The sequence below is a fragment of the Serratia sp. YC16 genome (assembly GCF_009707615.1).
In the GTDB taxonomy this organism is placed as follows: Bacteria; Pseudomonadota; Gammaproteobacteria; order Enterobacterales; family Enterobacteriaceae; genus Serratia; species Serratia surfactantfaciens.
The window spans coordinates 159,709-172,284 of the sequence record NZ_WLYN01000001.1 but is presented as its reverse complement, the minus strand read 5'-3'; the positions used below and the strand labels follow the sequence as shown (position 1 = coordinate 172,284).

General features: G+C 61.8%; 12 protein-coding genes. 6 read left to right on the top strand and 6 right to left on the bottom strand.

Annotated elements, in window-relative coordinates:
- Position 1: 1 nt before the first annotated feature.
- Positions 2-892 carry a LysR family transcriptional regulator gene (locus GKN89_RS00855; RefSeq protein WP_019455928.1) on the bottom strand — a complete coding sequence of 297 codons (891 nt, stop codon included), beginning with the start codon at positions 890-892 and terminating at the stop codon, positions 2-4.
- Between the two features lie 102 nt (positions 893-994).
- Here GKN89_RS00855 and GKN89_RS00850 point away from each other — a divergent pair, with 102 nt between their 5' ends.
- Positions 995-1,660: a peroxiredoxin-like family protein gene (locus tag GKN89_RS00850; RefSeq protein ID WP_063919391.1), complete on the top strand. Its 666-nt coding sequence runs from the start codon at positions 995-997 to the stop codon at positions 1,658-1,660.
- A 48-nt stretch (positions 1,661-1,708) separates the two neighbouring features.
- Here the strand turns inward: GKN89_RS00850 and fumC are convergent, their stop codons facing one another.
- Both fumC and GKN89_RS00840 read right to left on the bottom strand, forming a co-directional pair.
- On the bottom strand, positions 1,709-3,106 hold the full coding sequence (fumC, locus tag GKN89_RS00845; RefSeq protein ID WP_063919390.1) for a class II fumarate hydratase: 1,398 nt from the start codon (positions 3,104-3,106) through the stop codon (positions 1,709-1,711).
- 229 nt (positions 3,107-3,335) lie between these two features.
- Entirely contained in the window at positions 3,336-3,668 is a 333-nt protein-coding gene (locus GKN89_RS00840) for a hypothetical protein (protein WP_154746157.1), read from the bottom strand.
- A gap of 180 nt (positions 3,669-3,848) precedes the next feature.
- Between GKN89_RS00840 and GKN89_RS00835 the strand changes: the two genes are divergently transcribed.
- The 3 genes from GKN89_RS00835 (at position 3,849) to GKN89_RS00825 (ending at position 7,005) form a co-directional block, all read left to right on the top strand.
- The gene (locus tag GKN89_RS00835; protein WP_154746156.1) at positions 3,849-4,076 is read left to right on the top strand and encodes a hypothetical protein; all 228 of its coding nucleotides are present in this window, start codon (positions 3,849-3,851) and stop codon (positions 4,074-4,076) included.
- A 70-nt stretch (positions 4,077-4,146) separates the two neighbouring features.
- Positions 4,147-5,325: a mannose-6-phosphate isomerase gene (gene manA / locus GKN89_RS00830; protein ID WP_154746155.1), complete on the top strand. Its 1,179-nt coding sequence runs from the start codon at positions 4,147-4,149 to the stop codon at positions 5,323-5,325.
- A 141-nt stretch (positions 5,326-5,466) separates the two neighbouring features.
- A complete protein-coding gene (locus GKN89_RS00825) occupies positions 5,467-7,005 on the top strand; it encodes a YdgA family protein (protein ID WP_154746154.1) in 1,539 nt (512 codons plus the stop codon).
- Between the two features lie 45 nt (positions 7,006-7,050).
- Here GKN89_RS00825 and GKN89_RS00820 read toward each other — a convergent pair whose 3' ends face one another.
- The gene (locus GKN89_RS00820; RefSeq protein WP_025159719.1) at positions 7,051-8,202 is read right to left on the bottom strand and encodes a serine hydrolase; all 1,152 of its coding nucleotides are present in this window, start codon (positions 8,200-8,202) and stop codon (positions 7,051-7,053) included.
- Between the two features lie 101 nt (positions 8,203-8,303).
- Here GKN89_RS00820 and GKN89_RS00815 point away from each other — a divergent pair, with 101 nt between their 5' ends.
- On the top strand, positions 8,304-9,209 hold the full coding sequence (locus tag GKN89_RS00815) for a LysR family transcriptional regulator (RefSeq protein WP_154746153.1): 906 nt from the start codon (positions 8,304-8,306) through the stop codon (positions 9,207-9,209).
- Between the two features lie 29 nt (positions 9,210-9,238).
- Here the strand turns inward: GKN89_RS00815 and blaSRT are convergent, their stop codons facing one another.
- Complete coding sequence (gene blaSRT / locus GKN89_RS00810) at positions 9,239-10,375, bottom strand: SRT/SST family class C beta-lactamase (RefSeq protein WP_025159717.1); 1,137 nt, start codon at positions 10,373-10,375, stop codon at positions 9,239-9,241.
- A 205-nt stretch (positions 10,376-10,580) separates the two neighbouring features.
- Between blaSRT and GKN89_RS00805 the strand changes: the two genes are divergently transcribed.
- The gene (locus GKN89_RS00805; RefSeq protein ID WP_025159716.1) at positions 10,581-11,462 is read left to right on the top strand and encodes a LysR family transcriptional regulator; all 882 of its coding nucleotides are present in this window, start codon (positions 10,581-10,583) and stop codon (positions 11,460-11,462) included.
- On the opposite strand, the gene GKN89_RS00800 is transcribed toward GKN89_RS00805, so the two are convergent.
- Positions 11,459-12,490, bottom strand: coding sequence for a Mal regulon transcriptional regulator MalI (locus GKN89_RS00800; protein WP_154746152.1), 1,032 nt, complete (start codon positions 12,488-12,490; stop codon positions 11,459-11,461). The two genes, GKN89_RS00805 and GKN89_RS00800, sit on opposite strands and share 4 nt — an antisense overlap.
- Positions 12,491-12,576: the final 86 nt, after the last annotated feature.

Below are 12,576 nucleotides of genomic sequence, written 5' to 3'. Positions count from 1 at the left end.
ATCACGGCTCCCTGCATAGCGAGGTTTGGACAAAATCGGCAAAGGCCCGTGCCTTGGCCGAGACGAAATGGCCGCCGGGGAACACCGCCCACAGCGCCAGCGGCGGCAGTTGCCAATCCGCTAATGCCGCGATCGCCGCCCCGCTTTGCAGTTCGCTGCGAAACAGGCCTTCGCTGGCGACGGTAGCGCCGAAGCCCGCCAGCACCAGCTCGCGCACGCACTCCGCCGCGTTGACCCGCATGCGCCCCGGCAACCGCAGCATGCGCTGTTCCCCTTCACGGCTGAAACGCCACTGCTCGCCGCCGCCCTGGCGATGGTAAATCACCATCTCGTGCCGCAACAGATCCTCCGGCCGCTGCGGCATGCCGGCGGCGGCAAAATAATCGGGCGTGCCGATCACGCATTGCTTTACCTCACCCAGCTTGCGCGCGGTAAAGCCGGAATCCTCCAGCTCGCCGACGCAAAGAGCAATATCGATGCCCTCTTCAATCAGCGACAGGTTGCCGTCATCCAGCAACAGATCGACGCTCAAACGCGGATTGGCGCGCATAAACGCCGTCAGGTCGGGCAAGGGCACGATGCGGGCGAACACCGCCGCCGAAGCGACCCGCAGCCGCCCGCTCAGCGTCTCGCCGGCGTTTTGCACCAGCGCTTCGGTCTCCGCCAGCTCGTTCAGAATGCGCCGAGTGCGTTGATACAGCTGCTGCCCCGCATCCGTCGGCTGCAGGCCGTGGGTCGAACGCAGCATCAGGCGTGTGCCGAGCTGCTGTTCCAGGCGCGCCACCGCCTTCGAGACCGCCGGTTGTCCTACGTGCAGCCGCCGCGCCGCCGCGGTAAAGGAACCGCTCTCGTAAACGCAGGCATAGGTTTCGTAATCGGCAAATTTGCCCATGCATTCCCTCATGGAATAACGGTTAACACCTCTGGCAGTCTACACGCGCCATTCCGGAATGGGCAAGATGAGCGCAACCCCTCATTCCCGTCAGGAGAACGCATGACACTGCAAGACAAACTCGATGCCTTCAAAGCGGCATTCGAAGCTGGCCAACTGCCGCTCAAACTCGCTGCGCAAGATCATGCGCTGATGCGTGAGGCGACCCAGGCGCAGATCGCGTCAGGCATCGCCGAACGCGCACTGAGCGTCGGCGACGTCGCGCCCGGCTTTACCCTGCCGGACAGCGAAAACCGGCCATGCGCTTCCGCAGCGCTGTTGGCGAACGGGCCGCTGGTCGTCAGTTTTTATCGCGGGATCTGGTGCCCCTACTGCACGCTCGATCTACAGGCGCTGCAGGCCGCATTGCCCGCCATAGAGCAACGCGGCGCGCAGCTGTTGGCCGTTTCGCCGCAAAGCGCGATGCATAACCGCCAGGCCGCGCGCGATCACGATCTGACCTTTCCGCTGCTCAGCGATGCCGGCAACCGTCTGGCGGCGCAATTCGGCCTGCGTTACCGCCTGCCGGAGGCCTTGATTACCCTGTATCAACAACGGCTCGGCCTCGATCTGGCGCAGTTCAATCAGAATGACGACTGGACGCTGCCGCTGCCGGCGCGATTCGTCATCGCCCGCGATGGCCGTATCGCCTATGCCGAAGCGCACGCCGACTACACCCGGCGGCCGGAGCCGCAGGCGCTGTTATCGGTGCTGGAGAGATTGGCTTGAAAAGACGGGGCGCAAACGCGCCCCGTTAAGAGATGACGGCGAACGCGATTACTTCTGCATGCTGCCGACCATCGCCTCCGGCCGCACCCACTCGTCGAACTGCGCTTCGGTCAGATAGCCGAGCTTCAGCGCCGCGGCTTTCAGCGTCAGCCCTTCCTTGTGCGCTTTCTTGGCGATTTCCGCCGCCTTGTCATAGCCGATATGGGTGTTGAGCGCGGTCACCAACATCAGCGATTCATTCAGCAACTGGGTGATGCGATCGCGATTCGGTTCGATGCCTACCGCGCAGTGCTCGTTGAAGCCCTGCATGCCGTCGGCCAGCAGACGGATCGACTGCAGATAGTTGTGGATCACCATCGGGCGGAATACGTTCAGCTCGAAGTTGCCGGAAGCGCCGCCGATGTTCACCGCCACATCGTTGCCCAGCACCTGGGCACACAGCATGGTCATCGCTTCGCACTGGGTCGGATTGACCTTGCCCGGCATGATCGAACTGCCCGGTTCGTTCTCCGGGATCGCGATCTCGCCGATGCCGCAGCGCGGGCCGGACGCCAGCCAGCGCACATCGTTAGCGATCTTCATCAGCGAGGCCGCCAACCCTTTCAGCGCGCCATGGCCCTGCACCAGCGCATCGCAGGTCGCCAGCGCTTCGAACTTGTTCGGGGCGGTGACGAACGGCTGATGGGTCAATGCCGCCAGCGCTTTAGCGACGCGCACCGCGTACTCCGGATGGGTATTCAGACCGGTGCCGACCGCCGTGCCGCCCAGCGCCAGCTCGGCGAGGTGCGGGATACTGTCTTCGATGTGTTTCAGGCTGTGCGCCAGCATCGCCGCCCAGCCGGAGATCTCCTGGCCCAGGGTCAGCGGCGTGGCGTCCTGCAGATGGGTGCGGCCGATTTTGACGATGTCGCGGTAGGCTTCGGCCTTGTCGCTCAGCGTCTTGTGCAACACTTTCAGCTCGGGGATCAGGTGCTCGCGCAGCGCAATCACCGCCGCCACGTGCATCGCGGTGGGAAACACGTCGTTGGAGCTTTGGCTTTTATTGACGTCGTCGTTCGGGTGCACCTTGCGCTCTTCACCGCGCACGCCGCCCAGCAGCTCGCTGGCGCGGTTGGCCAACACTTCGTTCATGTTCATGTTGGTCTGGGTGCCGGAGCCGGTTTGCCAGATCGAGAGCGGGAACTGGTCGGCATGGCTGCCCGCCAGCACTTCGTCGGCGGCTTTGATGATGGCGGCGCCCCGCTCGGCCGGCAGCAGCCCGAGATCCACGTTCACCTGCGCAGCGGCACGCTTGGTCAACGCCAGCGCATGGATCAGCGCGGTCGGCATCTTTTCGGTGGAAATGCGGAAATGCGCCAACGAGCGCTGGGTCTGCGCGCCCCACAGCTTGTCGGCCGGTACTTCGATGGGGCCCATGGAGTCTTTTTCGATACGAACGCCTGCCATCATTGTCTCCTTAGCATAATTCCTAAAATTGTAGGGTCAGGCCGACGCGCTACCCCCCGTCGGCATGCACTCCCAGTATAGTGACATAATAACTATTCGCATTAAGAGAGTTATCTCACAGCACGATTCATCTCTTTGACCCATTGATGACACGGTTATTTGCCATCGGTTAACCCGTGTAAAAATAACGTTGAAGAATGCGCCTGGATAATAGACACGCAGATAAGAACTAACGCGGATACCGTGAATTAACGTTATTGATGCGCTGCGCCTGCAAATGGTTGAGCTCATCGATACGCTGCTGCTGCAGATGATTGATCTCATCGTAGGCGTCTTGCCGCTCATTATGGCGATACGCCCCGGCCGCCACCGCGCCGGCGGTGAGCGCCAACGGATGCGGGGCGGGCGCGATCGCGACGGGAACCGCTGCCGGTGCGGGCGCAACGACGATCGGCGCCGGCGTTATCACCACGGCGCGCGGGGCGGCGTAGGGATAGGTGACGATCACCGCGGCCTGGGCTGCGCCGGTGCAAAGCCCCAATAGCAACAACAGTTTTTTCATGCGACAGACCTCTTGTTTCATTAAATTGACTCGTTAACGGTTACGGTAACGAGGTCTGTCATTCAGGTTTAAGCTCGGCGTGTGATCGCCCGGCGCAGCGCGAAAATAATAATAAGGGAATGGCTCAGACGGTAAAAAATAAATTCGGTCGACATATTTTGACATGCTGAAAATTAAATAATGCGGCAGGTTGTCCGAGCCGTCGGCAATAACCCCGCCTTCCCCAAAAATAATCGATTAACGGGTTTACCGGGCCGCCTTGAGGCCGGCGCGCCATTTGAGACGCCGATCGTTATCACGCTATACTTTGGCCGCATTGCCGGGCGCGACGTTATCCGGCGTTATTTTGATCGCGCCCATGATTTTTACCGTCGACGCGGGCGTATGATGGTCGTCGGCAAAGATTGAGATAATCATACAAAAAATCAGTAAGTTATTGGCCGTCAGTACGGCAATGACGCAAAGGACGTTTATCGACATGCAAAAAATGACCAACGCGGTACAGAATTACGCCTGGGGCAGCCACGATGCGCTGACTCGCCTTTACGGCATCGCCAATCCCGATAACCAGCCGATGGCCGAACTGTGGATGGGCGCGCATCCCAAGAGCCCTTCCCGCGTGCCGGGCGCCGACGGCGAGCTGCGGTCGCTGCGCTTTCTTATCGATGAAGACCAGCCAAAGCAGCTGGGTGCCGACGTCGCCAGCCGCTTTGGCGAGTTGCCGTTCCTGTTTAAAGTGCTGTGCGCCGATCAACCGCTGTCGATCCAGGTCCATCCGAGCAAAGCGGCGGCCGAGATCGGCTTCGCGAAAGAGAACGCCGCCGGCATCCCGCTGAGCGCCGCCGAACGCAACTACAAAGATCCCAATCACAAGCCCGAGCTGGTCTTCGCCCTGACGCCGTTCCTGGCGATGAACGGCTTTCGCGAGCTGGCCGATATCGTTTCCCTGCTGCAGCCGATCGCCGGCGCGCACCACGACATCGCCACCTTCCTGCAACAGCCGGACACCGCGCACCTGTCGACCCTGTTCGCCAGTCTGTTGACGATGAGCGGCGAGCAAAAATCGCTGGCGCTCGGCGTGCTGAAAGCCGCGCTCAACAACCAGCAGGGTGAACCCTGGGATACCGTGCGCTTTATCGCCGGCTTTTACCCGGACGACAGCGGCCTGTTCTCGCCGCTGCTGCTGAACGTGGTGCAGCTCGCACCGGGCGAGGCGATGTTCCTGTATGCCGAAACGCCGCACGCCTACCTGAAAGGCGTGGCGCTGGAGGTGATGGCCAACTCGGATAACGTGCTGCGCGCCGGCCTGACGCCGAAATTTATCGACGTGCCTGAGCTGCTGGCCAACCTGCAGTTCCGCCCGCAGCCGGCGTCCGGCCTGCTAACCCAACCGGAACAGCGCGGCAATGAGCTGTTCTTCCCGATCCCGGTGGAGGATTTCGCCTTCTCGCTGCACGATTTGACCGCCGCTCCACAGGCGCTGACGCAGCAGAGCGCGGCCATCGTGTTCTGCGTCAGCGGTGAAGCGACGCTGGAAAAATCGGGGCAGCGCCTGGCGCTCCAACCGGGCGAATCCTGCTTTATCGGCGCCTTCGAATCCCCGGTCAACGTCAGCGGCAGCGGCCGCATCGCCCGGGTTTATAACCAGCTGGCCTAACCGTTGATAAATTTCAGCAAATTGCTTGCTGAAAGCGAGAGCTGCCCCCACAATTAAACGCCTGCGGGCGTTTATTGTCGGCCCGTATTTGCCCCCTCCCTCGCAACGGAGGGTTATAAGAAAAAAGGATGAAACAGAGCTATGAAAAAATCGTTAGTCGCTGTCAGCGTCATTGTGGTTCTTGGCGCAGCATGGACCGGGGCATCCTGGTACACCGGGAAACTGATCGAGCAACACATGGGCGAAGTCGTCGACAACGCCAACGGCCAGTTGAAAGCTTACCTGCCGAAAGCCGGCGTCAAGCTGAGCTATGAAAATTACCAGCGCGGCCTGTTCAGCAGCAAAGTGCGTTATGTGCTGCGTTCCGACGGCACGGATACCAGTGAGAACGCGGCGCTGAAAGCCGGTGAAGAAGTGGCGTTCCTGGAAACCATCGATCACGGTCCGTTCCCCTTCGCCCAGCTGAAAAAATTCAACCTGCTGCCGAGCATGGCGTCGGTGCATACCGAGCTGGAAAATACCCCGGCGGTGAAAGGCCTGTTTGAGGTCACCAAAGGCAAATCGCTGTTTACCGCCGATTCGCGCATCTCGTACAACGGTGACACCGCGTCCGCCATCGACATCATCCCGCTGGAATACCAGAAGGATAAATCCTCGCTGAAATTCAGCGGCGCCACCCTCAACGCCGACGTGTCCAGCGATCTGAAGAACCTCGCGCTCGACGCCAACAGCGACAACATCACCGTGAGCAGCCCGAACGCTTTCGGCCAAACCGAGCAGATCACCTTCCAGGGCTTCAAGCTGAAAGGCAACAGCGACGAGAGCAAGTTCGGCGTTAAACTCGGCGATCAGACGATGACGCTGAAGCAGTTCAAGTTGGCGATTGACGGTAAAGACGCCGTGACCCTGGACGGCTTCAACCTGGTGAGCAAGTTCGGCGAGCAAGGCAGCAGCAATATCGGCGGTCAGATCGACTACACCATGGACGCGCTCAAGGTGCAGGGCAACGACTTCGGCGCCGGTAAACTGACGCTGAAAATCGACAACGTCGACGGCAAAGCGCTGAAAGATTTCTCCGATAGCTACAACCGCCAGACCATGGCGCTGCTGCAGCAGGGTGAAAACCTGGATCCGGAGGTCTACGAACAGCAGACCACCGAGATGCTGCAAAAGAACCTGCCGCTGCTGCTGAAAGGCAACCCAAGCCTCAGCATCGCCCCGCTGAGCTGGAAAAACGGCAAGGGTGAAAGCACCTTCACGCTGGATCTGGCGCTGACCGATCCGAGCAAGGCCTCTTCCCCGGCGCAATCGCCGGATCAGCTTATCGCTCAGGCGGTCAAAAAACTGGATCTCAGCCTGACCATTCCGGAAGCGATGGCGACCGAAGTGACCGCGAAGACCGCGCTGTTGCAGGGTTACAACGAGGAAGACGCGCAGAAGCTGGCGCAGCAGCAAGTGCAGGGCCTGGCGGCGATGGGCCAGATGTTCAAGCTGACTACCCAGAAAGACGGCGTGATCGCGAGCAAGTTCCACTATGCTGACAATCAGGTTGACCTGAACGGCAACAAGATGTCGCTGCAGGAGTTCATCGGCCAGTTCGGCCTGCTGGGCGGCGGCGCCCCGGCGGAAGACGACGAACCGGCGCAGGATGCGCAGCCTGTTCCGGCACCGGCGCAGTAATCGCCTGAAAGCCTGATCGAGGGCCCCCTGCGGGGCCCTTTTTATTTACCCCGCATAAACCGCATCGCGGATCTGCTGCGGATAGCGGCCGCACATGCCTTCGAACGCGGTATTGGTCAAGACAACCACGCTCAGCTGCGCCTCGGGATCAAAGAACCAGCTGTGGCCATAAACCCCACCCCAGGCCTGGGTGCCCGCATGCTGCGGCGTATTTGCCGCCTCGGCATCCACCAGCAGCGCCCCGCAGAATCCCCACCCCCAACCTGGCCCTTGCGTTTGCGCCTCGGCGCCGACGTGCGGGCTGCGCAGCAAAGCCACCGTCTCCGGCCGCAGAATGCCCTGCCCGCCGCTGCGCAGCGCCTCCACCAGCCGCAGCACGTCGTCGGCATCGCCAACCATGCCGGCGCCGCCGGAAGGAAACGCTTCGGCGTCAAACGCGCGCGCCGGCGAGAATTCGACATCGGCGCCCATGTCCTCCGGCAGCGCCACCCGCACGCCTTCCGACATGCGCTGCGGCCCCTGCGGCGTATTGTAATACGGCGTCGCCAGGTTCGCGGCATCGGTGGCATGGAACGCGGTATTGCCGAGCGCCAGCGGCCGCGCGACCCATTCGACAAACAGCTGCGGCAGCGACATGCTCGTCACCCGTTCAAGCACCGCCCCCAGCACGTCGATCGCCAGCGAATAGTTGAAGCGCTCTCCCGGTTCCGACAGCAAAGGCGCCTGCGCCAGCCGCCGCAGGTTTTGCTCCAGCGTCAGCGTCGAGCGCTCCACGCCGTCCTGGATCCCCATCTGGTGATATAAGCCTGTCGGCGGCTGATTCAGCCGATAATCCAGCCCGGCGGTATGGCTCAGCAAATGACGAATTTTGATCGCCGGGCGACGGCCGTCGGCCAGCGCCGGGGTAAACCACGGCAGCCAATCGCTGACCGCATCGTCCAGCGCCAGCTTACCCTGTTCGATCAAACGCAGCGCCGCCAGCGCGGTATAGGGTTTGGACACCGACGACAGCCGAAACTGCGTTTCCCGCCGCATCGGCCGCCGCGCCTCGCGATCGGCATAGCCGGCCGCCCCGGCGTAGCAAATCTCGCCCTGCCGCGCCACCAGCACCACGCTGCCCACGATGCGGCCTTCGGCGATCGCCTGCCGATCGATAGCCGCGAGCCGTTCTGTTAACGTCTGTTGTTTCGCCAACATGTTTTTTGCTCTTTGATAAAAAGTACATTCAGTCTAGAACGTTATTCATAAATTAAAATACGGCATAATTTAATGGATCATTAAGCACAGGTTAGCAATCTATGAGTTCACTTTTGCAACTGTTGCCCTATTTCGAAGCCGTCGCGCGCCTGGGCAACTTTACCCGCGTGGCTAACCAGCTGGGCGTCACGCCGCCGGCGGTGTCGCAAAACATTCAGGCGCTGGAGAATCAGCTGGGAGTGCGGTTATTTCACCGCACCAGCCGCTCGGTGCGCCTCAGCGACGAGGGCCGCTTGTTTTACCAGAAGGTGTCGCCGGCGATGAGCCAGATCGACGTGGCGGCGGACGACGTGCGTACCCTGGGCGCACAGCCGGCGGGTCTGCTGCGCATTACGCTGCCGCAGTTGGCCGCTTCGCTGCTGGTAATGCCGCACCTGGCGGCGTTTCAGCGCCGCTATCCCGAGGTACAGCTGGAACTGTTTACCGAAGACCGCTTTTCCGATCTGGTGCTGGGCAGTTTCGATGCTGGCATTCGCATGCACGCCATGCTGCAAAAGGACATGGTCGCCGTGCCGATCGACAACGGGCAACGCCGGGTGCTGGTCGCCTCACCCGACTATCTGGCGCGCTGCGGCGCACCGGCCACGCCGGATGAGCTGCTCACGCACCATTGCCTGCGCTACCGTTTTCCCGGCAGCGGCAAACTGGAACCCTGGTATTTTAGCCTGGGCGACGATGAACGCGCGCTGGACGTCAGCGGCAGTTTGATTTTTAACGAAGATAGGCTGATCAAGGATGCCGCGTTGGCGGGACTGGGGATTGCACAGCGTTTTCAGGGCACGGTGCTGAAAGAACTGGCGCAGGGCGATCTGGTGGAAGTGTTGCCGGACTGCGCCAGCGAGACGTCGGGATTTTTCATCTACTTTCCCGCCGGCCGGCATTTGCCGCTCAAGCTGCGCGCCTTTATCGATTTCATGCGCGAGCGGCGTGAACGGCAGCATCGGTAATAGGGGCGCCCCGTCGGCGCCCCTGTCCGTCAGCGCTTATCCAGCGCCTGGATGATGCGGTAAGCCGCCTCGACGCGATCGTCGTTCGGGAACCACTTGTTGGCCAGCATCACCACGGCGATATTTTTCGCCGGGATAAACACCGCGTAGGTGGAGAAACCGCCAGTGGAACCGGTTTTGTTATACCAGCCGGCGCGCAATTCCGGCTGCGGCGGCGTGAGGACGGTGGCCGGCGTGCCGTTCATGATCATCCCGGCGTTGTTGCCTTCGATCAGTCGCGGCAGTTTTACCGGATACGGGTAGTTCTCCCACATCAGATCTTGCGTGAACGCGCCCGCCTTGTAATAACCGACGTGCGTGCCGGCCAGCGCTTCGCGCCACGGCTGTGCGACTTTCACCTGCTGCAGGTTGGCGTCCAGGTAACGAATCAGATCGCGGGCGTTGGATTTGATGCCGTAAGACTCGGCATCCAGCGGGCCGGGATTGACCCGCACCGGTTTGTCGTCCTTGTTATATCCTTGCGCATAGTTGGCCATCTGCGCCGCCGGCACCTGAATATAGGTGTGGCTCATGCCCAGCGCCGGCAACATCCCCTGTTCCATCGCCTGAATAAACGGCTGGTCGAGGCTCTTGGCGGCGATCATGCCCAGCATGCCGATGCCGAGGTTGGAGTAGACGCGGTAGCTGCCGACCGGGTGTTTCGGCTGCCAGGCGCGATAGTAGGCCATCAATTGCGTATTGTCGGTGACGTCGTCCGGCACGAACAGCGGCAAACCGGAGGTATGGGTCGCCAGATTCAGCAGGCTGACGCCATCGAAGGCGCTGCCGCGCAGTTCAGGCAGATAGCGGCTGGCCGGATCGCTAAACGACAGCTTGCCCTGCTGCTGCGCATAGACCGCCAGCGTCGCAGTGAAGGTTTTGCTCAGCGAGCCCACTTCGAACAGCGTCTGCTCGGTGATCGGTTTGCCGGTCTGCTTCGAGGCCACGCCATACGGGTAGATCTGCTGTTTACCGTCGACCGACACGGCGATCGCCATGCCCGGCACGCCGTACTTTTTCATCAGCGGCTGAATTACGGCGTCGATATCCTGCTGCTGCGCGGCATGCGCGGTCGGCAGGATCAATGCGGCGATCAGCGCGGCCGCCAGGCGATTCATTTTCGTCATGATAGAAACTCTTCGGTTGCAGGGCATCGGCGCGGCCAAAAGTTTTTATTGGCGTTGAACACGGCGTTTTCCCTGATTGATGATGTCATTCCTTTACGGACTCCGCCACTTTCGCAGCAGTGGCGCCAAATATCGGATTTTGCCGCCGGGTTGACAAGCGATAATAATTTCAGCCAGCATAAAGAAAAACTTATGGCTATCAATCATGCGCAATCGACTTCCCCTCAACGCCCTGCGGGCGTTCGAATCTTCCGCTCGCCACCTGAACTTCACCCGCGCCGGCCTGGAGCTGAGGGTGACCCAGGCCGCCGTCAGCCAGCAGGTGCGCATGCTGGAAGAACAGCTGGGCATTCAGCTGTTCCGCCGCCTGCCGCGCGGGCTGGATCTGACGGAAGAAGGCCAGGCGCTGCTGCCGGTGTTGAACGACGCCTTCGACCGTATCGAGGCGGTGCTGCAGCAGTTCGAAGGCGGGCATTTCCACGAGGTGCTGACGGTGGCGGTGGTCGGCACCTTCGCCGTCGGCTGGCTGATGCCACGGCTGGCGGCGTTCCGCACCGCGCATCCGTTTATCGATCTGCGGGTGTTGACCCACAACAACCTGGTCAATCTGTCGGCGGACGGCATGGATTTCGCCATCCGCTTCGGCGAAGGCCTGTGGCCCGCCACCCGTAATATCAAGCTGTTCGACGCACCGCTGACGGTGCTCTGCCCGCCGGCGGTTGCCGCGCGCCTGCACGCGCCGCAGGACCTGCAGCACGAGCAGCTGATGCGCACTTACCGCAAGGATGAATGGGAGCGCTGGTTCAGCGCGGCGCAGGTGACGCCGTGGCGGATCAACGGCCCGGTGTTCGATTCCTCAAGGCTGATGGTGGAAGGCGCGATCCAGTGCGACGGCGTGGCGCTGGCGCCGGTCAGCATGTTCCGCCGCGAACTGGCCACCGGCGCGCTGCAGCGGCCGTTCGCCGCCGAGGCCGCGCTCGGCGCCTATTGGCTGACCCATTTGAAATCGCGGGATTTGACACCGGCGATGAAAGCCTTTATCGGCTGGATCGGCCGGGAGGCGGAAGAGGAGCAGCGGCGCGACTAAGCGGAGCCGCGCCGGATCAGCGCCGGCGGCAGGATGACGTTCTGCGTCGGCAGATCGGCGTCATGGATGCGCTGCAACAGGCGCGCAGCGGCGCTGCGCCCCACTTCCCGCGCCGAGCTGGAAACAAAGGTTAGCGGTGGTTCGGTCAGTTCGGCCTCCGGCACGTCGCCAAAGCCGATCAGCGCCACCTGTCGCCCGTAGTAGGCGTCGACCCCGTCCGAACCGATGCTGCGGCCGCTGCGCGTCAGGCCAAAGTAGGCGCCCAGCGCCACCGACGCCTTGTGGCAGACGATAGCGGTGATATTCGGGTAGTGGCGCAGCAGCTGCTCCGCCGCCTCCGCCGCCTGGCTCTGTCGGCAATCGCACTCGACGATCCATTCGCTGCGAAACGGCAGGCCATACTGCAACAGCGTAGCGCAGAATCCGCCCAGCCGTTCGGCGCGCGTCAACGAGTCGCTCTGGCCGCCGAGGTAAGCGATTTGGCTGTGACCGCGGGCGATCAAAAACTCGGTGGCCAGCTTGGCGGCCTGCATATTGTCCGGCCGTACCACGTCCACCCCCTCGAGACCGCTGGAGCGCGCTACGCAGACCAGCGGCACGCCCTGCTCGGCCGCCTTTTCCTTCAGCCCCGCCGCCGCGCGAATGCCGCCCGCCAGCACGATGCCGTCGACGCCCTGCGCCAGCAGCGCGTCAAACGCCCGCTGCAGCCCCTGACCTTCCCGCCCGCTCTGCGTCAAAAACAGCAGTTTGTCGTGCGCCTCCAGCGTTTCGCTCAGCCCGGCAGTCATTTCGGCATAGAAGGGTTCGCAGATGTCGCGCAGAATCAGGCCGATCACCCCGGACTCGCCGCCGCGCAGCGTCGCCGCCTGGCGGTTGCGCACATAGCCCAGCTGCGCTATCGCCTGATTGACCTTCTCGACGGTGGTGGACGAAATCCGCCCCTTGCCGCTCAACACCAGGGAAACCGTGGTGACCGAAACGCCCGCCTGTTGCGCCACATCGGTAATGGTGATCTTTTTAATGCTCATAGTCTCTGCGAACCCGTTCCTGGGCAACCCGCGCCGTGATGATCAAGGGTATACCGAATCCGTTAATTCAGTAAAACGTTTTACTG

Bases quoted from the DNA above. Each gene is read 5' to 3' on its own strand.
- manA (WP_154746155.1), top strand. From the start codon at position 4,147: ATGCAAAAAATGACCAACGCGGTACAGAATTACGCCTGGGGCAGCCAC.
- GKN89_RS00850 (WP_063919391.1), top strand. From the start codon at position 995: ATGACACTGCAAGACAAACTCGATGCCTTCAAAGCGGCATTCGAAGCT.
- GKN89_RS00840 (WP_154746157.1), bottom strand. From the start codon at position 3,668: ATGAAAAAACTGTTGTTGCTATTGGGGCTTTGCACCGGCGCAGCCCAG.
- GKN89_RS00800 (WP_154746152.1), bottom strand. From the start codon at position 12,490: ATGAGCATTAAAAAGATCACCATTACCGATGTGGCGCAACAGGCGGGC.
- GKN89_RS00855 (WP_019455928.1), bottom strand. From the start codon at position 892: ATGGGCAAATTTGCCGATTACGAAACCTATGCCTGCGTTTACGAGAGC.
- GKN89_RS00825 (WP_154746154.1), top strand. From the start codon at position 5,467: ATGAAAAAATCGTTAGTCGCTGTCAGCGTCATTGTGGTTCTTGGCGCA.
- GKN89_RS00815 (WP_154746153.1), top strand. From the start codon at position 8,304: ATGAGTTCACTTTTGCAACTGTTGCCCTATTTCGAAGCCGTCGCGCGC.
- GKN89_RS00820 (WP_025159719.1), bottom strand. From the start codon at position 8,202: ATGTTGGCGAAACAACAGACGTTAACAGAACGGCTCGCGGCTATCGAT.
- GKN89_RS00835 (WP_154746156.1), top strand. From the start codon at position 3,849: ATGCGGCAGGTTGTCCGAGCCGTCGGCAATAACCCCGCCTTCCCCAAA.
- fumC (WP_063919390.1), bottom strand. From the start codon at position 3,106: ATGGCAGGCGTTCGTATCGAAAAAGACTCCATGGGCCCCATCGAAGTA.
- GKN89_RS00805 (WP_025159716.1), top strand. From the start codon at position 10,581: ATGCGCAATCGACTTCCCCTCAACGCCCTGCGGGCGTTCGAATCTTCC.
- blaSRT (WP_025159717.1), bottom strand. From the start codon at position 10,375: ATGACGAAAATGAATCGCCTGGCGGCCGCGCTGATCGCCGCATTGATC.